This window comes from Helicobacter sp. NHP19-003 (assembly GCF_019703305.1).
Lineage (GTDB): Bacteria > Campylobacterota > Campylobacteria > Campylobacterales > Helicobacteraceae > Helicobacter > Helicobacter gastrocanis.
The window spans coordinates 89,463-102,866 of sequence record NZ_AP024814.1 but is presented as its reverse complement, the minus strand read 5'-3'; the positions used below and the strand labels follow the sequence as shown (position 1 = coordinate 102,866).

Sequence of the window (13,404 nt, the reverse complement as noted above, 5' to 3'; positions counted from 1 at the left end):
CCCTATTTTGAGTAAAGTTCAACAATCAGGCGTTCTTCAATGGGGATTGCCACTTCATCTCTCTCAGGGTAGCGGGTGAAAATCCCAAATTTTTTATCCTGATCCACATCCATCCAAGCCACCATCCCCGTTTGTTTGCTCAGCTCAATGGAGCGCAAAATTTGGGGATTTTCTTTGCTTTTTTCAATCAATTCGATTTTTTGCCCGTGTTTAATGAAAGCCGAGGGGATGTCCATGCGTTTGCCATCCACCAAGATATGCCCGTGTGTTACAAGCTGCCTTGCAAAGCTGCGGGTGGTGGCAAAGCCCATGCGATAAACCACATTATCCAAGCGGCGTTCCAACAAACGGACTAAATTCTCCCCGGTGTTGCCCTCCATGCGGTTTGCTTCTCTAAAAATGGAGCGGAATTGCTTTTCAGAAATCCCATACATGGCTTTGGCTTTTTGTTTTTCTCTTAATTGCAGGCCGTAATCCGAGATTTTGCCCCGTCTTTGCCCGTGCTGCCCCGGGCCATAGGCGCGCTTGTCTAACGCGCTCTTGCCGCTCAAACGGCGTTCGCCCTTCAAGGCTAAAGAAATCCCAAAACGGCGTTCTAACTTCTCAACTGCACCTCTGTATCTTGCCATGATCGCTCCTTACACTCTTCTTCGTTTAGGGGGGCGGCAACCATTGTGCGCTAGGGGGGTGATGTCCTTGATCCAAAGGACTTTAATGCCCTCCACACTCCCCACGCTTTTAATAGCGGTTTCACGACCACTGCCCGGGCCTTGCACCTTGATCCCCACTTCTTTAAGCCCATGTTCTTTGGCTTTTGCCATCGCGCTTTCTACGGCTTGTTGGGCGGCATAAGGAGTGGATTTTTTAGACCCCCTAAAACCCAAGCCTCCCGCGGTTGCCCAACAAACCACATTGCCCATTTCATCGGTGATCGTGATGTTGGTGTTGTTGAAAGAAGCGCAAATATAGACCACGCCCTTAGCGATGTTTTTCTTAACAACTCTCTTTTTTGTGCCGACTCTCTTTGCCATTTACGCTCCCTTATTTACTGCCCACGGTTTTTTTCTTGCCTTTGCGGGTGCGGGCGTTGTTTTTCGTGGTTTGTCCGCGCACGGGTAGCCCCTTGCGGTGGCGAATCCCCCGATAACTGCCTAAATCCATCAACGCCTTGATGTCCATTTGCACCTTTTTACGCAAATCCCCCTCCACGACATAATGGGCTTGGATTTCTTTGGTGATGCTAGAAATTTCGTCCTCACTCAATTCATGCACCCTTTTATCCAAAGAGATCTGCACTTTGGCAAGAATGTCTCTTGAGCTTTTCAAACCCACGCCGTAAATGTAGGTTAAAGCGTATTCAACCCGTTTCTTTTTGGGTAAATCTACCCCTGCAATCCGCGCCATGTCTATCCTTGTCTTTGTTTATGTTTGGGGGTAACGCAAATCACGCGGATCACGCCCCGCCTTTTAATGACCTTGCATTTGTCGCACATTTTCTTTACAGAAGGTCTAACTTTCATTTAAATCTCCTTAAGCAAAACTTCTATTCTAGCTATCTTTGGTTAGAACTAACTTAATCACTTATAACGGAAAGTGATCCGCCCTTTATCCAAACTATAGGGGGTGAGCTCCAAGCGCACCCGATCGCCTAGGGCAATGCGGATATAGTGCATCCGCATTTTGCCCGAAATCCGGCACAACACGATATGTTTGTTCTCCAACTCCACTTTAAAGGTGGCGTTAGGCAAACACTCGATCACCCGCCCATCCACCTCAATCACATCGTCTTTTGCCACTTCAAACCTCCGTTAAAATTTGCGCTTTTTTGCCCACCATCGCGATGGTGTGTTCGTAATGGCTCGTGTTTAACCCATCTGTGGAAACCACGCTCCATTTGTCTTTTAAGATTTTGGGGTTGCCTTCTTTTTGGCACACCATCGGTTCTAAGCAAAACACCATGCCCTCTTTGATCTTGGGGCCACTCTTGGGGTTTGCCTGTGGGGCTAGGTAGTTGGGGATTTGGGGTTCTTCATGGGGCCTCTTGCCGATCCCATGCCCGCAAAAATCCAGCAAGGGCACAAACCCACGCCCCCGAATTTCTTGCTCTAAAAGCGCGCTCACTTCTTTAAAGTGCATGCCCACTTTGAGCTGAGAAATTGTGGCATATAAACTCTCTTTGGCGCAAGCGATCAAGGCTCTGTCCGTGTCTGCCACCTGCCCTATGGCGAGAGTGATCGCCGCATCTCCAAAAAAACCATTCACCTGTGCGCCCAAGTCTAGCCCCACAATGTCGCCTTCTTGGAGCTTATAATCTGTGGGGATGCCATGAATCACCACTTCATTGAGCGACACACAAAGGCTATTAGGAAAGCCATACAGCCCCTTAAAGGCGGGCTTGCCCCCGAGCTTTAAAATATTCTCTTCAGCCAATGCGTCTAGCTCGAGCAAACTCACCCCGACCTGTGCTCTTTCTTCTAAGAGTTTTAGGGTCTGCCCCACGATCGCCCCCGCCCCCGCCAAAAGGGCGATCTCTTTGGGGCTTCTAGTGGCAATCGCCATTAAAAGCCCACAGCGCTCAGGGTTTTGTATTTACCCATATAGACCTGTGCTTCGATCTTTTTCATGGTGTCGATTGCCACTTGCACCACGATGAGCACTGCTGTACCCCCAAAGTAAAAGGGTACACCCATGGCTTTGACTAAAATCCAAGGCAGGGTAGAAATGAGGGCTAGATACAAAGAGCCCCAAAAGGTGAGTCGGCTTGCCACGGTGTTTAAAAAATTCGCCGTGCCCTCCCCCGGTCTTAAACCAGCGATAAAACCCCCATTGCGTTTTAAATTGTCCGCAATGTCTTTGGCGTTAAACACAATAGACGAATAAAAGTAGGCAAAGAAGATGATGAGCAAGAACATTAAGATGTTGTAAGCGTAGCCATGCGGGTTTAAGAAGTCGGCGATGGCTTGCAAAATCTTATTAGAAGAGGCTTGTAAAATCGTGGAGGGGAAGACCAAGAGAGCGGAGGCAAAAATGGGGGGGATCACCCCGCTTAAGTTTAATTTAATGGGGATGTAGTTCATGATCCGCTTGTTTTGGTTTTGCATGACCACTTTACGGGCGTAAGAGATGGGGATACGCCGTTCGGCGAGCTCCACATAGATGATCACAAAAATTGTGGCGAGTACAATCACCACAATGCCGATCAGCACTAAAACATTGATGACCCCGGTATTGACTAAATTAAAAGTCCCGGCAATGGCGTGCGGGATGCCTGAAACAATCCCGGCAAAGATGATGAGGCTAATGCCATTGCCCACACCTCTTTGCGTGATCTGCTCACCGATCCACATTAAAAGCATGGTGCCTGTGAGCATAGAGAAAGTGGCGATCAGCAAGAAAGTTTGCATAGGCACCATGATCGCCCCATTATGCCCATGCCCGATACTTCGCAGCCCAAAGGACACGCTCACGGCTTGGATCACGGTGATCCCGATCGTGGCGTAACGCACGATTTGCATGTATTTTTGCATGCCATCGCGCTCTTTTTTCATTTTGGCTAGGTTAGGGAAAGTGGCGCTCAAAAGCTCCATGATGATCGAAGAGGTGATGTAGGGCATGATGCCTAGCGAGATGATGCTAAGGCGGCTCACGGCGTTGCCGCTAAACATGTTGAAAAGCCCTAAAGCGTTGCTCGAGTTGCTGTCAAAAAAAGACTTGATGGCTGCCAAATCCACTCCCGGGATAGGGACATAGGCTAAAACCCTGTAAAGGAAGAGATAGCCTAGTGTGATGAAAATCTTAGTGGCAATGGCTTTTGTCATTATTTTTGTCCGCTAGTGGCGATTCTCTCGTCTTGGATTTTAGAGGCTAAGTCCTTCGCCCCCGCGCCGATCAACTTCACTTTTTCAATGTAGCTAGGGAAGGGATGGACTTGTTTAATCAGCTCCAAACTCAAGGTTTCTAGTTTTAAAATCTCGGGGTGTTTGGCAACATTGATGCTATAGGTGAGCCCCTTTGTGCGGCTTTTAAAGCCCACTTTGGGCAAGCGGCGTTGCAAGGGTTGCTGTCCGCCCTCAAAGCCCCGTTTTTGTTTGTAACCGGTGCGGGCGGTTTGCCCCTTGCCCCCACGGGTGGAAGTCTTGCCCATGCCAGAGCCCTGACCCCTGCCGACCCGTTTAATGTTTTTCACACTCCCTTTAGCGGGGCGTAAATTTTCTAATGCCATGAAAACTCCTTAACCCTTGATTCTTGCCAAAGCGTCAAAAGTCGCCCGGACCACATTGTAAGGGTTGTTAGACCCTAAAGACTTCGTCAAAATGTCTTTAATGCCCGCAAGCTCGATCATAGGGCGGGTCGAACCACCGGCGATGATGCCCGTACCTTCGCTTGCGGGTTTTAAAAGGATTTTGCTCGCGTTGTATTTTTGCTCGATGTCATGGGCGATGGTTGTGCCCTTGATTTTCACTTCAATGATGTTTTTAAAAGCGTCATCCACGGCTTTTTTGATCGCATCGGGCACTTCTCTAGCCTTGCCAAGCCCAAAGCCCACAAGCCCGTTTTTATTGCCGACCACTACAAGGGCGTTGAAGCGGAAACGGCGGCCGCCTTTGACAACTTTGGTTACCCGCCCGATATTCACCACGACTTCTTGAAATTCTTCTCTATTGATTTCCATGTCTATCCTTAAAGGGCGATGTTGTTTTCACGCAAAGTTTCAGCAAACGCCGCCACCACGCCGTGGTATAAATACCCATTGCGGTCAAACACAACTTGCGTGATGCCTTTAGCCTGCAAACTCTTGGCAAACTCTGTGGCGATTTTTTTGCTATCTTCCATGTTTTTACCCAAACCCAGCTTTTTGCCATCGACATGGGCTAAAGTCGCGTGGTTGTTGTCGTCTATGGCTTGGGCGTAAAGGTGTTTATTGGATTTAAAGACGCTCACACGGGGGCGTTGCTCTGTGCCAAACACCTTGGAGCGTACCCGCATTTTGCGTTTAGCCCGTTGGGCTTTTTTCTTTTCTAACACATTTTTAGTCATGCTATCCCCTATTTCTTAGCGGTCTTACCGGCTTTGCGGATGATCACTTCGTCTTTGTATTTAATGCCCTTGCCTTTGTAAGGCTCAGGGGGGCGGAAAGCCCGAATGTCGGCGGCAATCTGCCCGATTTGCTGTTTATTGCTCCCCTTGATGGTGATGGTGTTTTTATCCACCACCATATCCACGCCATCGGGGATGGGGTATTTGACCGGGTGGCTAAAGCCTAGACTGAGCTCTAAAACCTTATGCCCTAGTGCCACCTTATAGCCCACGCCATTGACTTCGAGCACCTTGCTAAAGCCCTTGTCTAGCCCGGTTACAATGTTGCTCGCCAAAGCCCCATAAGTCCCCCAAAAGGCTTTGTCTTGGGCGTTTTCACCCACAGGCTCAAAACGGAGAGTATTGCCCTCTAAAAGGATTTTCACCCGTCCGTGCGTTTCGAGCTCTTGGGTGATTTTTTGGTTTTTAAACACAAGTTTTGTGTGCTCAACACTCACTTGCACCCCACTAGGGATATTGATGATTTTTTTACCGATTCTTGACATGCACTCTCCCTACCAAATGCTGCAAAGCACTTCACCGCCCACATTTTGCTTGTAGGCTTCCTCATTGGTGATGACCCCTTTGCTGGTGCTCACCACCACCACGCCATAGCCGTTCTTAAAGCGTTTCAACTCTTTAGATTGGCGATACACCCTGCGCCCGGGCTTGCTTAGGCGTTTGATCTCATTGATGACTGCCTTGCCCTTTTCGTCATAGGCAAGTTCTACAGAGATAAAAGGCTTGCCCGCTTTTTCGATCACATTATAATTTGTGATGAAACCCCTGTTTTTAAAGATTCCTAGGATGGACACCACGATTTTGGCGTAATAAAGCTCTGTAACTTCCAAACGGCGCATGCTCGCATTGCGGATGCGTGTTAGAGAATCTGCTACAATATCATTAACCATGTAACCCCCTTACCAACTAGCTTTTCTAAGGCCGGGGATCAAGCCCTCATTGCCCATTTTGCGCAAACACACCCGGCACAAGCCAAAATCACGATACACAGAGTGGGAGCGCCCGCAGATGTTGCAACGGGTGTAGCCACGCACTTTAAACTTAGGCTTGCGGTGGGTCTTTGCTATGATTGATTTTTTAGCCATTAGCGTCCTTTCGCAAATGGTATTCCAAGTAATTCTAACAACTTAAATGCCTCCTTGTCGCTGTTTGTAGAAGTGATGATGGCGATGTTGAGCCCGTGTGTAACCATGATGTCGTCATAGACCACTTCGGGGAAGATGAGCTGTTCGCTTAAGCCAAAACCATAATTGCCCCGCCCATCAAAACCACTTTTTGACACACCCCTAAAGTCCTTTACCCTAGGCAGAGCGATCACGATCAACTTTTCTAGGAAGTTGTACATGATTTTATTACGTAAAGTCACTTTCACCCCCACTGCCATGCGCTCACGGATTTTAAACCCGGCCACGGATTTTTTCGCCATCGTGATGACCGCTTTTTGCCCGGCGATCAAAGAAAGGGTTTGGGCGATGTTTTGCATGATTTTCATGTCTTTGGCATAAGCCCCCGCCCCTACACTCAAAACGATTTTTTCAATTTTGGGGAGCAACATGGGGTTTTTAATGTTGAGCTCTTCGGCTAATTTACCCTTCACTTCTTTTTCATAGAAGCTCTTCAAGCCATACATGCGCCTACTCCTCTTCTTTTTTCACATTAGAAATATGCATGGGCATTTCTTTAGAGAGATGCCCGCCTTTGGGGTTGTCGTCCGTAGGCTTCATGCTTTTTTTCACAATTTTGCACCCCTCTACAACCACCATCGATTTTTTAGGAAACACCGCCAAAACCTTGCCCACTTTGCCCTTATCGTCCCCGGCAATGACCTTCACCAAGTCGCCTTTTTTGATCCGCATTAAAGCACCTCCGGAGCCAAAGAAATGATTTTCATGAAGTTTGCGTAACGCACCTCACGGCTCACAGGGCCAAAAATGCGGGTCCCGATGGGGTCTTTCTTAGCATCTAAGATCACCGCCGCATTGTCGTCAAAGCGAATCAAAGAGCCATTGGGGCGTTGCACCTCTTTTTTGGTGCGGACAATCACGGCTTTCACCACTTGCCCTTTTTTCACCTTGCCATTGGGGATTGCCTTTTTCACAGAAGCCACGATCACATCGCCCACGCTGGCATAGCGCCTATGGCTACCCCCCAAGACCTTGATACACATGATCTCCTTACCCCCGCTGTTGTCTGCCACCACTAACCTAGTGAAACTTTGGATCATTTACACTCCCTTAAGCATAATTTCTTTGAGCGCAAAGGTTTTGGTTTTAGACACCGGTTTACACTCAATCGCGCTCACAAAATCCCCCACTTCGGCCTTGTTTTGGCAATCGTCAATGGTGTATTTCTTAAAACGCTTCACGATCTTATGGTATTTTTGGTGTACGACCTTGCGCTCCACTAAAATCACCACACTCCGCGCATCGATCCGGCGCACCACCTTACCCTGAATGGTGCGCTTATGGGCTTGCTTCTGTTCCATATTAAGCCTTAGGGGCGTTTAGAGCCGTAGAAATGCGGGCAATGTCTTTACGCACCGCACGGATTTCACTAGGCTTGTTGAGTTGCATGGTTTTCAACTTCACCCGCAATTCAAACAGCTCCAACTTCTTGGACTTCAGCAACTCTTGTAATTGCTTTGTATCCTTGTCTTTCAACTCAGTAAACTTCATTTTCACTCTCTCTAGTAACGATCTTTGTTTTGAAAGGCAACTTCCTTTGCGCTAAGGTCAAAGCCTCTCTAGCCAAGCCCTCTTCAATGCCTAGCATTTCATAGACAATGCGCCCGGGCTTAATGTTCATCACCCATTTTTCCACAGAACCTTTACCCTTACCCATCCTCGTTTCAAGGGGTTTAGCGGTGAGGGGTTTATCGGGGAAGACGCGAATCCACACCTTGCCCGCCCTTTTGGTGTGGCGGGTCATCGCCACCCGTGCGGCTTCAATTTGGCGCGAGTCGATGCGCCCATGTTCAATGGCTTTAATGCCAATGTCGCCAAAGGCAAGGCTCGCGCCCCTATAGGACTTGCCCCGGTTGCGCCCTTTCATTTGTTTGCGGTATTTGGTCTTTTTAGGCATCAACATGGCTATTCTCTCCCTCTTCTAGTGCGCGCTCTAGGAGCGCGTTCTTCGTTTTCTTCGCGTTTTTCGGCTTGGATGCCCTTGTGTAAAACTTCGCCTTTAAAGATCCACACTTTCACGCCTATGTTGCCATACACGGTGAAGGCTTCGGCAAAGCCGTAGTCAATCTTAGCCCTTAGAGTGTGTAGGGGGACGCGTCCCTCCATATACCACTCGGTGCGCGCGATCTCTGCCCCGGCTAAACGCCCAGACACCCGAACTTTAATCCCCCGTGCCCCAGATTTCATGGCGGTTTGCATGACTTTTTTCATGGCGCGTCTAAAGGCGACCCGTTTTTCTAATTGTGTCGCCACATTCTCGGCACAAAGCTGTGCATCCGCTTGGGGGCGTTTGACCTCTTTGATATTGACCGCAATTTCTTTTTTAATCAAATTTTTCAAAGAAGTTTTGATTTTTTCAATATCCACGCCCTTTTTGCCAATGATGAGACCGGGACGGGCAGCCACCACAGTGATGCGCAGCTTCTTAGCGGCGCGCTCAATCAAAATCTCGCTCACGCCGGCGTAGTAAAGCTCTTTTTTAAGGAATTTGCGGATGCGGTAGTCTTCTTCAATGTTGGCCACCGCCACATTGCTGCTAGGAAACCAACGGGAAGTCCAGTTGCGGTTAATGCCTAGTCTCAAGCCGATAGGATTGACCTTTTGTCCCATTTAGTTTTGCCCTCCCTTACCCACTTCGACTAAAATGTGTGCGGTGGGCTTTCTAATGGAAGTGGCGCGCCCCCTAGCTCTTGGCATGTGCCGTCTTAACACAGGACCCGCATCCACACGGCAACTCAAAACCTCCACTTCTTTAGAGTCGTGTCCGCCATTATAAACCGCCGCACTGATCACCCTTGAGAGCATGCGTGCGGCCTTGTTGGGGGTGAACTCTAGCCGTGCAATCGCCACTTCGGCGTTCATCCCTTGCACTTGTCTAGCAAGCAGTCTTGCCTTTGTGGGGGATAGTCTGGTGTATCTTAGGGTTGCCCTACTCATTTGCCATCCTTTGTGTGTTGTCTTGCCATGTTATTTACCTATCTTTTTTTGCACGGTGCCCTTATGCCCCTTAAAAGTCCTTGTGGGGGCAAACTCACCGAGTTTATAGCCCACATGGTTTTCTGTGATATAAACGGGGATGAAAATGCGCCCGTTGTGCACATTGTAGGTGAGCCCGATCATCTCGGGCAAAATGGTGCTTCTTCGAGACCATGTTTTGATAGGTCTATTGTCTTTTTTGGCTTTGTGTTTGAGAGTCTTGTCCATGAGATGCTTATCCACAAAAGGACCTTTTCTAATTGAACGCCCCATTATTTGCCTTTCTTGCGTGAAATGATCAAGCGATCGCTTGCTTTTTTGCGTCTAGTTTTGTAGCCCTTAGCCGGGATGCCCCAAGGCGATACAGGGTGTCCGCTCGAGCCGGTTTTACCCTCACCCCCGCCGTGTGGGTGGTCTACGGGGTTCATGGCAGAGCCCCTGGTTTGTGGACGGATGCCTCTGTAGCGGTTGCGTCCCGCCTTACCAATGTTGGTGTTGATGAAGTCTTCATTGCCCACCACGCCGATGCTCGCCATGCATTCGCTTAAAATGTAACGCATTTCGCCACTGGGCATGCGTAAGATGGTGTATTTGTCCTCCCGCCCCATGATCTGCGCACTCATGCCCGCACTTCTGGCGAGTTGTCCGCCTGCCCCGGGGTGCATTTCAATGTTATGCACGATGGTACCGATGGGGATGCTCCTTAACTTCATGGCAAAGCCGGGCTTAATGTCTAACCCGCCCTCAGCTGCAATCACAATGTCGCCCACCTTCAACCCGCTGGGCTGTAAAATGTAGCGTTTGTCGCCATCGGGGTAAGTGATGAGCGCAATCCGTGAGTTGCGGTAAGGGTCGTATTCAATCGCAGCAACCTTGCCCTCAACGCCGAATTTATTGCGTTTGAAGTCAATGATTCGATAAAGCTTTTTTGCCCCCGCCTCTTTGTGGCGGCTGGTGATGCGCCCTTGGTTGTTGCGCCCAGCATGGGCGGGGAGTTTGACTAAGAGTTTTTTTACACTCGCTTTTGCGGTGATGTCGCTCGAGCTTAAGTTGCTCATGAAGCGGCGGCTGGGGGTGTAGGGTTTGTAGGTTTTAATCGCCATATTCTGTCCTTATGCGCTCAAAGCGGTGATGTTTGCGTCTTTGGGGATTTTGACATAGAACTTTTTATAGCCATTGCGTTGCCCCATTCTGCCCTTAAAGCGTTTCACCTTGCCCTCTTGCCTGAGTGAGTTGATTTTTAAGGGCACGAAGCCAAAGTAATCTTTAAAGATCGCCTTGAGCTGGTTTTTGCTGACACCCATTGTGGTTTGTACCACAATCACCCCATTTTCCTGCATGGACAGGGATTTTTCGGTGTAAAGAATGGATTTAATGTCTGTGATGTCTGCCATTCTCATTCTCCTTCATGTGCTTTGATGAGCGCCTCAAAGGCGGCTTTCTCCACCACCACTGCTCCAAAAGCAGCGATCCAATAGGCGTTCACTTCACTCGTTTCTAGCAAATAGCAATTTTTAAGGTTTCTAAAGGCTAGGTAATTGCCCTCATCCAACGCCCTTGTGATGAGAAGGACATCTCTAAAGCCTAGGTTTTTAACAAAGGCTGACGCATCTTTGGTTTTCTTGCTGGCAATGTCGATTTGATCCACCACCACTAAATTATTGTGTAGGGCTTTTTGGGCTAGGGCGTATTCTAAAGCGAGCCTTTTTTGCTTCTTGTTGATTTTTAAATTGTAATTGCGCTCGTTAGTCGCCCCGTGGCTCACACCCCCACCCACAAACACGGGAGAAGTGATGCTCCCCGCGCGGGCGCGTCCGCCACCTTTTTGACTCCAAGGCTTGCGCCCGCCCCCGCTCACCTCGCCGCGGTTTTTGCTCTTGGCGGTGTTGGCCCGGGCTAGAGCGCGGTAGTGCTTGATGTATAAATAAAGATTGTGTTCTTTAATGTCCTTGAAGCGTTCAGGCAAATCTAATTGCCCGACTTCTTGACACTGCTGGTCTAAGACTCTTGCTTTCATTACTTCCCTTTCTGGATGCTGATCCTGCCATAAGCTCCGCTATAGCCGGCCACAGACCCTTTCAACACCAAAATTTTGCTCTCTTTGTTGAAAGACAGGACTTCGTTGTGGCATGTAACTTTTTCATTGCCATAATGCCCTGCCATTTTCTTGCCCTTTTGCACGCGTCCGGGCCACTCTCTGTTACCGATAGAGCCTAAGCGGCGGTGGAAGCGGCTGCCGTGCGCTGCTGGCCCACCTTGAAAGTTCCACCGTTTCATCGCTCCGCTAAAGCCCCGCCCTTTGGTGTAAAAGGTGGCTTTGATGCGGGCGGCGTTTTCTAGGGGTTCTAAACTCAAATCGCCCAACTCTTGCGCTTGTCCTTGCAAAGTCGCAAAGTGGTTAAACTCTGCGCTCAAGTTGTACTTTTTTTGTTGCCCTGCGATGGCTTTGTTCTTGGTTTTATGCAAGGGGTAGGCGACTAGAAGCTGCCCACCCTCCTTGACCTCGCACACCTTGCTGTCTAAAATTTTTAGCAAGGTTACGGGCGTGCTGTTTGCACCCACAACACGGCTCATCCCAACTTTTCGTACTAAGTATTCCATTTACTCTCCCATAAAATTGCGTTTGAAGCGTTATTTCGACTCCATTGAAGTCACTTCTACATCCACTTCGGGGGCTAAATCAAGTTTCATGAGGCTATCCACGGTTTCTGGGGTGGCGGCCATGATGTCAATGAGGCGGCTGTGTACACGGATTTCAAATTGCTCTCTCGAGTCTTTGTTGATGTGCGGAGAGCGCAACACGGTGTAACGCCTGTTGTGTGTGGGTAGAGGGATTGGTCCCCTGATCTCTGAGCCAGAGCGTTTCACCGCTTCCACAATCGCCACCACCGAACGATCCAAAACCCTATGGTCGTAGGCTTTGAGCTTGAGTCGTATTTTTTCCATTAAAATCCTTAGCAAATTTAAAAGCCCCGATTATAGGCTAAAAAATACCCCAAGTCAAGGCTAAACCCCCCATTTAGCGCAACCTGCACTTTTAATTTTATCCTTTTTATAAGGATAAATTGCCTAAAATACCACTATGGATTTGGGGCTGTTGAACAACATTTTAGAAAACTCTTTAACACAGAGCAAAAATTTAAAACCAAGGAACATGCAGGCCACCCCCTCCACGCTTTTATATGGGGGCGCAAAGGCGGGCAAAAGCTCTATCGCCATTTTAAACGCCGCTGCTTACAAACGCCCGGTGTTCGTGGATTGCACCGATGAACGCTTGCATTTAGCCGAACTCTTTAAAGTCCTGCCGGCATTTTGCCAAGATAAAAGCGTGGATTTACTCATTTTAAAGCACCCTCCAAAAGACTTCCCCCTTTTAAATCTGCCCACCTTCATCACCCAAAGCACGCCTAAAAACGCCCCTAAAGGTTTTAAGACCCAACCCATTTTGCCCTTGAGTTTTGCCGAGTTTATCCGCTTTCATAAAAAAGAGCCCAGCACGCTCTTAGCCCGCTTTTTAAAAGAAGGCAATTTACCCGAACTGCTCTTTTGCCCCGCAAGTGAGATCGCGCTTAAAAAACAAGCCCTCTACGCCCTCACCTTTAAAGACAAAGCCCCGCTTTTTAAAGCCCTGCTGCCCTATCAAACCAGAAGTCTTAGCACCCACCACCTCTACACCCAGCTTAAAAAAACCCTCAAAATTTCCAAAGACAGCCTTTACGCCTTCATTGCCTTTTTGCAAGAGAGCCAAACCCTTTTGAGTCTGCCAAGCCCCAACCGCCCTAAACTCTACTTTTACGCCTTCTCTTTGCCTTACGCCTTTAGCCACACCCACCCCCTGCCCCCCGTGTTTGAAAACATGCTCGCTTTGGAATTGATCCACAACTTTGGCATGTCTAAAATCTCTTGCCACTTTAACGCCTTTTTGGTCGATCACAGACATTTATGCATCCCCAGCCCTTTTCCCACCCTAGAGCAACTCAACCACACTTTGCCTCTACTCTTAAAAGGTGTGGCAACAAATATTGGAGTGTGGATTGTTACCATCAACACCGCCTTAAAGGGCACTTGTGGCAAGCACGCTTGGCAAGCCCACGGTTTTGGCGACTTTTGCCTGCAAGTGCTCCCCACCCTTTAGCTCCATCTCATG

The 13,404-nt window shown here is 48.8% G+C and carries 28 protein-coding genes; 1 reads left to right on the top strand and 27 read right to left on the bottom strand.

The features are described from left to right. Positions 1 to 2: 2 nt before the first annotated feature. Genes rpsD through rpsJ form a run of 27 tightly spaced genes read right to left on the bottom strand, consistent with a single transcriptional unit; the run spans position 3 to position 12,203 of the window. The gene (rpsD, locus tag K6J72_RS00585) at positions 3 to 629 is read right to left on the bottom strand and encodes a 30S ribosomal protein S4 (protein WP_221279674.1); all 627 of its coding nucleotides are present in this window, start codon (positions 627 to 629) and stop codon (positions 3 to 5) included. A gap of 9 nt (positions 630 to 638) precedes the next feature. Next, positions 639 to 1,031 carry a 30S ribosomal protein S11 gene (gene rpsK / locus K6J72_RS00580; protein ID WP_221279672.1) on the bottom strand — a complete coding sequence of 131 codons (393 nt, stop codon included), beginning with the start codon at positions 1,029 to 1,031 and terminating at the stop codon, positions 639 to 641. 10 nt (positions 1,032 to 1,041) lie between these two features. Further along, positions 1,042 to 1,404, bottom strand: a complete 363-nt coding sequence (gene rpsM / locus K6J72_RS00575; protein WP_221279670.1) for a 30S ribosomal protein S13 — start codon at positions 1,402 to 1,404, stop codon at positions 1,042 to 1,044. 2 nt (positions 1,405 to 1,406) lie between these two features. Next, a complete protein-coding gene (gene rpmJ / locus K6J72_RS00570) occupies positions 1,407 to 1,520 on the bottom strand; it encodes a 50S ribosomal protein L36 (RefSeq protein WP_006016749.1) in 114 nt (37 codons plus the stop codon). Between the two features lie 57 nt (positions 1,521 to 1,577). After that, a complete protein-coding gene (gene infA, locus K6J72_RS00565; RefSeq protein WP_013890401.1) occupies positions 1,578 to 1,796 on the bottom strand; it encodes a translation initiation factor IF-1 in 219 nt (72 codons plus the stop codon). Between the two features lies 1 nt (position 1,797). Next, positions 1,798 to 2,559 (bottom strand): type I methionyl aminopeptidase, encoded by a 762-nt coding sequence (gene map / locus K6J72_RS00560; protein ID WP_221279668.1) that lies wholly within the window; start codon positions 2,557 to 2,559, stop codon positions 1,798 to 1,800. After that, positions 2,559 to 3,818: a preprotein translocase subunit SecY gene (gene secY, locus K6J72_RS00555; protein WP_221279666.1), complete on the bottom strand. Its 1,260-nt coding sequence runs from the start codon at positions 3,816 to 3,818 to the stop codon at positions 2,559 to 2,561. The genes map and secY overlap by 1 nt, the downstream gene beginning before the upstream one ends. After that, on the bottom strand, positions 3,818 to 4,222 hold the full coding sequence (rplO, locus tag K6J72_RS00550; RefSeq protein ID WP_221279664.1) for a 50S ribosomal protein L15: 405 nt from the start codon (positions 4,220 to 4,222) through the stop codon (positions 3,818 to 3,820). The genes secY and rplO overlap by 1 nt, the downstream gene beginning before the upstream one ends. Positions 4,223 to 4,231: 9 nt before the next feature. Next, positions 4,232 to 4,672 (bottom strand): 30S ribosomal protein S5, encoded by a 441-nt coding sequence (rpsE, locus tag K6J72_RS00545; protein WP_015106535.1) that lies wholly within the window; start codon positions 4,670 to 4,672, stop codon positions 4,232 to 4,234. A gap of 8 nt (positions 4,673 to 4,680) precedes the next feature. Next, positions 4,681 to 5,037 carry a 50S ribosomal protein L18 gene (rplR, locus tag K6J72_RS00540; RefSeq protein ID WP_221279662.1) on the bottom strand — a complete coding sequence of 119 codons (357 nt, stop codon included), beginning with the start codon at positions 5,035 to 5,037 and terminating at the stop codon, positions 4,681 to 4,683. Between the two features lie 8 nt (positions 5,038 to 5,045). Then, positions 5,046 to 5,582, bottom strand: a complete 537-nt coding sequence (rplF, locus tag K6J72_RS00535; RefSeq protein WP_221279659.1) for a 50S ribosomal protein L6 — start codon at positions 5,580 to 5,582, stop codon at positions 5,046 to 5,048. A 9-nt stretch (positions 5,583 to 5,591) separates the two neighbouring features. Then, positions 5,592 to 5,987, bottom strand: a complete 396-nt coding sequence (gene rpsH / locus K6J72_RS00530) for a 30S ribosomal protein S8 (RefSeq protein ID WP_221279656.1) — start codon at positions 5,985 to 5,987, stop codon at positions 5,592 to 5,594. A 9-nt stretch (positions 5,988 to 5,996) separates the two neighbouring features. Continuing rightward, positions 5,997 to 6,182, bottom strand: coding sequence for a type Z 30S ribosomal protein S14 (locus K6J72_RS00525; RefSeq protein ID WP_221279653.1), 186 nt, complete (start codon positions 6,180 to 6,182; stop codon positions 5,997 to 5,999). After that, on the bottom strand, positions 6,182 to 6,727 hold the full coding sequence (rplE, locus tag K6J72_RS00520; protein ID WP_221279651.1) for a 50S ribosomal protein L5: 546 nt from the start codon (positions 6,725 to 6,727) through the stop codon (positions 6,182 to 6,184). Before rplE ends, K6J72_RS00525 begins: the two co-directional genes overlap by 1 nt. 4 nt (positions 6,728 to 6,731) lie before the next feature. Then, a complete protein-coding gene (gene rplX / locus K6J72_RS00515) occupies positions 6,732 to 6,953 on the bottom strand; it encodes a 50S ribosomal protein L24 (protein ID WP_221279649.1) in 222 nt (73 codons plus the stop codon). Beyond that, positions 6,953 to 7,321 (bottom strand): 50S ribosomal protein L14, encoded by a 369-nt coding sequence (gene rplN, locus K6J72_RS00510; protein WP_015106543.1) that lies wholly within the window; start codon positions 7,319 to 7,321, stop codon positions 6,953 to 6,955. The genes rplX and rplN overlap by 1 nt, the downstream gene beginning before the upstream one ends. Next, positions 7,322 to 7,582, bottom strand: a complete 261-nt coding sequence (gene rpsQ / locus K6J72_RS00505; RefSeq protein WP_221279648.1) for a 30S ribosomal protein S17 — start codon at positions 7,580 to 7,582, stop codon at positions 7,322 to 7,324. 1 nt (position 7,583) lies between these two features. After that, entirely contained in the window at positions 7,584 to 7,772 is a 189-nt protein-coding gene (rpmC, locus tag K6J72_RS00500) for a 50S ribosomal protein L29 (RefSeq protein ID WP_221279646.1), read from the bottom strand. Then, positions 7,759 to 8,184 (bottom strand): 50S ribosomal protein L16, encoded by a 426-nt coding sequence (rplP, locus tag K6J72_RS00495; RefSeq protein ID WP_053827986.1) that lies wholly within the window; start codon positions 8,182 to 8,184, stop codon positions 7,759 to 7,761. Before rplP ends, rpmC begins: the two co-directional genes overlap by 14 nt. 2 nt (positions 8,185 to 8,186) lie before the next feature. Continuing rightward, complete coding sequence (gene rpsC, locus K6J72_RS00490) at positions 8,187 to 8,891, bottom strand: 30S ribosomal protein S3 (protein ID WP_053830719.1); 705 nt, start codon at positions 8,889 to 8,891, stop codon at positions 8,187 to 8,189. After that, on the bottom strand, positions 8,892 to 9,218 hold the full coding sequence (gene rplV, locus K6J72_RS00485) for a 50S ribosomal protein L22 (protein WP_053830718.1): 327 nt from the start codon (positions 9,216 to 9,218) through the stop codon (positions 8,892 to 8,894). 30 nt (positions 9,219 to 9,248) lie between these two features. Next, the gene (gene rpsS / locus K6J72_RS00480; protein WP_221279644.1) at positions 9,249 to 9,530 is read right to left on the bottom strand and encodes a 30S ribosomal protein S19; all 282 of its coding nucleotides are present in this window, start codon (positions 9,528 to 9,530) and stop codon (positions 9,249 to 9,251) included. Beyond that, positions 9,530 to 10,360 (bottom strand): 50S ribosomal protein L2, encoded by an 831-nt coding sequence (rplB, locus tag K6J72_RS00475; RefSeq protein ID WP_221279641.1) that lies wholly within the window; start codon positions 10,358 to 10,360, stop codon positions 9,530 to 9,532. Before rplB ends, rpsS begins: the two co-directional genes overlap by 1 nt. Positions 10,361 to 10,369: 9 nt before the next feature. After that, on the bottom strand, positions 10,370 to 10,651 hold the full coding sequence (locus K6J72_RS00470) for a 50S ribosomal protein L23 (protein ID WP_221279639.1): 282 nt from the start codon (positions 10,649 to 10,651) through the stop codon (positions 10,370 to 10,372). A gap of 2 nt (positions 10,652 to 10,653) precedes the next feature. Then, the gene (gene rplD, locus K6J72_RS00465) at positions 10,654 to 11,274 is read right to left on the bottom strand and encodes a 50S ribosomal protein L4 (RefSeq protein ID WP_221279637.1); all 621 of its coding nucleotides are present in this window, start codon (positions 11,272 to 11,274) and stop codon (positions 10,654 to 10,656) included. Continuing rightward, complete coding sequence (gene rplC / locus K6J72_RS00460) at positions 11,274 to 11,858, bottom strand: 50S ribosomal protein L3 (protein WP_221279636.1); 585 nt, start codon at positions 11,856 to 11,858, stop codon at positions 11,274 to 11,276. Before rplC ends, rplD begins: the two co-directional genes overlap by 1 nt. Before the next feature lie 30 nt (positions 11,859 to 11,888). Next, complete coding sequence (rpsJ, locus tag K6J72_RS00455; protein ID WP_221279634.1) at positions 11,889 to 12,203, bottom strand: 30S ribosomal protein S10; 315 nt, start codon at positions 12,201 to 12,203, stop codon at positions 11,889 to 11,891. Between the two features lie 136 nt (positions 12,204 to 12,339). Here rpsJ and K6J72_RS00450 point away from each other — a divergent pair, with 136 nt between their 5' ends. Further along, complete coding sequence (locus tag K6J72_RS00450; protein ID WP_221279632.1) at positions 12,340 to 13,392, top strand: ATP-binding protein; 1,053 nt, start codon at positions 12,340 to 12,342, stop codon at positions 13,390 to 13,392. Positions 13,393 to 13,404: the final 12 nt, after the last annotated feature.

Coding starts and splice junctions, on each gene's coding strand:
- rpsD (WP_221279674.1), bottom strand. CDS start 629: ATGGCAAGATACAGAGGTGCAGTTGAGAAGTTAGAACGCCGTTTTGGG.
- rpsK (WP_221279672.1), bottom strand. CDS start 1,031: ATGGCAAAGAGAGTCGGCACAAAAAAGAGAGTTGTTAAGAAAAACATC.
- rpsM (WP_221279670.1), bottom strand. CDS start 1,404: ATGGCGCGGATTGCAGGGGTAGATTTACCCAAAAAGAAACGGGTTGAA.
- rpmJ (WP_006016749.1), bottom strand. CDS start 1,520: ATGAAAGTTAGACCTTCTGTAAAGAAAATGTGCGACAAATGCAAGGTC.
- map (WP_221279668.1), bottom strand. CDS start 2,559: ATGGCGATTGCCACTAGAAGCCCCAAAGAGATCGCCCTTTTGGCGGGG.
- secY (WP_221279666.1), bottom strand. CDS start 3,818: ATGACAAAAGCCATTGCCACTAAGATTTTCATCACACTAGGCTATCTC.
- rplO (WP_221279664.1), bottom strand. CDS start 4,222: ATGGCATTAGAAAATTTACGCCCCGCTAAAGGGAGTGTGAAAAACATT.
- rpsE (WP_015106535.1), bottom strand. CDS start 4,672: ATGGAAATCAATAGAGAAGAATTTCAAGAAGTCGTGGTGAATATCGGG.
- rplR (WP_221279662.1), bottom strand. CDS start 5,037: ATGACTAAAAATGTGTTAGAAAAGAAAAAAGCCCAACGGGCTAAACGC.
- rplF (WP_221279659.1), bottom strand. CDS start 5,582: ATGTCAAGAATCGGTAAAAAAATCATCAATATCCCTAGTGGGGTGCAA.
- rpsH (WP_221279656.1), bottom strand. CDS start 5,987: ATGGTTAATGATATTGTAGCAGATTCTCTAACACGCATCCGCAATGCG.
- K6J72_RS00525 (WP_221279653.1), bottom strand. CDS start 6,182: ATGGCTAAAAAATCAATCATAGCAAAGACCCACCGCAAGCCTAAGTTT.
- rplE (WP_221279651.1), bottom strand. CDS start 6,727: ATGTATGGCTTGAAGAGCTTCTATGAAAAAGAAGTGAAGGGTAAATTA.
- rplX (WP_221279649.1), bottom strand. CDS start 6,953: ATGCGGATCAAAAAAGGCGACTTGGTGAAGGTCATTGCCGGGGACGAT.
- rplN (WP_015106543.1), bottom strand. CDS start 7,321: ATGATCCAAAGTTTCACTAGGTTAGTGGTGGCAGACAACAGCGGGGGT.
- rpsQ (WP_221279648.1), bottom strand. CDS start 7,582: ATGGAACAGAAGCAAGCCCATAAGCGCACCATTCAGGGTAAGGTGGTG.
- rpmC (WP_221279646.1), bottom strand. CDS start 7,772: ATGAAGTTTACTGAGTTGAAAGACAAGGATACAAAGCAATTACAAGAG.
- rplP (WP_053827986.1), bottom strand. CDS start 8,184: ATGTTGATGCCTAAAAAGACCAAATACCGCAAACAAATGAAAGGGCGC.
- rpsC (WP_053830719.1), bottom strand. CDS start 8,891: ATGGGACAAAAGGTCAATCCTATCGGCTTGAGACTAGGCATTAACCGC.
- rplV (WP_053830718.1), bottom strand. CDS start 9,218: ATGAGTAGGGCAACCCTAAGATACACCAGACTATCCCCCACAAAGGCA.
- rpsS (WP_221279644.1), bottom strand. CDS start 9,530: ATGGGGCGTTCAATTAGAAAAGGTCCTTTTGTGGATAAGCATCTCATG.
- rplB (WP_221279641.1), bottom strand. CDS start 10,360: ATGGCGATTAAAACCTACAAACCCTACACCCCCAGCCGCCGCTTCATG.
- K6J72_RS00470 (WP_221279639.1), bottom strand. CDS start 10,651: ATGGCAGACATCACAGACATTAAATCCATTCTTTACACCGAAAAATCC.
- rplD (WP_221279637.1), bottom strand. CDS start 11,274: ATGAAAGCAAGAGTCTTAGACCAGCAGTGTCAAGAAGTCGGGCAATTA.
- rplC (WP_221279636.1), bottom strand. CDS start 11,858: ATGGAATACTTAGTACGAAAAGTTGGGATGAGCCGTGTTGTGGGTGCA.
- rpsJ (WP_221279634.1), bottom strand. CDS start 12,203: ATGGAAAAAATACGACTCAAGCTCAAAGCCTACGACCATAGGGTTTTG.
- K6J72_RS00450 (WP_221279632.1), top strand. CDS start 12,340: ATGGATTTGGGGCTGTTGAACAACATTTTAGAAAACTCTTTAACACAG.